The sequence below is a fragment of the Ruegeria sp. HKCCD8929 genome (genome assembly GCF_013031405.1).
GTDB lineage: Bacteria > Pseudomonadota > Alphaproteobacteria > Rhodobacterales > Rhodobacteraceae > Ruegeria.
The window spans coordinates 1-1,314 of the sequence record NZ_WPZY01000135.1; the positions used below are offsets into that span (position 1 = coordinate 1).

The following is a 1,314-nucleotide window of genomic DNA, read 5'->3' on the forward strand; positions in this document are numbered from 1 at the left end:
ACGAGATCAACCGATTGGAAGCTTCTGGCGAATTGGAAATCTGGGCGAAGCGCATTGCCGATCACATCCTGATCGGGCTGGAGGCCATCTGGAACTTCGGCGCCTCGGCCGTTGGGTTCTGGCAGACCCTGCGTCCGCTCCTGCAATCCGCAGCCGATGCCCTGGGCGGCTGGCGCAATCTGGCGCTGGCGGTTCTGGCCATCCCGTTCCGGGGGGTCATTCTGGGCGCGGCGGTCGGGTTGGTGCAGTTCGCACGCGGGGCCGTGATGGCTGGCCGGGCGCTGGCTGGCATCGGCCTGGCCTCGGCTGCTGGTGGTGCGTTGCGGCTGGGCGGGGCGTTTCTGGCTATGCTCAATCCGCTCAATTGGGTGCGCGCCGCGTTCATCGCCATCCGCGTGGCGATCATTTCGACCGGTATTGGCGCCCTGGTTGTCGGCCTCGCGATGGCTGGCACCTGGATCTACAACAACTGGTCGGGGCTGGTGGCCTTCTTCCAGGGGTTCGGGGAAGCCTTCATGGCCAGCCTTGGCCCGGCCCGCCCGCTGGTCGAGGGTATTGTCGATGCCGCCTCCGCGCTGTGGACCTGGATGACGGATCTGCTGGGGCCAATCGACGCCAGTGCCGAGAAATGGGCAAGCTGGGGGCACACGGCTGGCGATGCGGTTGGCGCCGTGGTCTCCTACATCATGAACCTGCCGGCACATCTGACGGGGCTTGCCGGAGAGCTGGTCGACTATTTCTCGAATATCAACCTCTACGACGCTGGCGTGGCGATCATGCAATCGCTCTGGGACGGTGCCTCCTCGCTGGTTGTGGCCATGGTGGATGCGATCTCGGCGAAACTCTCGGGCATCGTACCGGACTGGATGAAGAGCGCCTGGAACTGGGTGCAGAGTGGGGACGAGGCAACACGTGCCCGCGTGGCCGAGATCGCCAGCCGGCCGGAGACCTCCGCGTTCCGCCCCAATGGTCCGCTCAATCTGCGGACCAGGCGCAACATCGCAGCGTCGTCACATGCGGTACGGGCTGCAGCCGCCGCCGGGGCCATCGCTGTTGCCGCGAGCGGCCCTGTCGCGGCTTCGGAAAATCCGGATGGCGGGCGCTATGTGACCCAGCGGGCGGCGGGGTCGACCACCACAGTCTCGGCGCCGATCCAGCTCACGGTCAACGGCAATGTGGACAAGGACACGATGCCGAAGCTCGAGGACATGGTGCAGCGGGCTCTGGAAGAGCTGGAAGAGCGGATGCGCAACGAGCAACGCTGGAGGCATGACTGATGCTGGGTCTCTTTGGCCGTTCGATCATCGGCACCGA

General features: G+C 65.6%; 1 pseudogene. It reads left to right on the forward strand.

The window, feature by feature from the left end:
* Window positions 1-1,277: pseudogene (locus tag GOX53_RS30450) on the forward strand (hypothetical protein); the annotation flags it as partial.
* Window positions 1,278-1,314 lie beyond the last annotated feature (37 nt).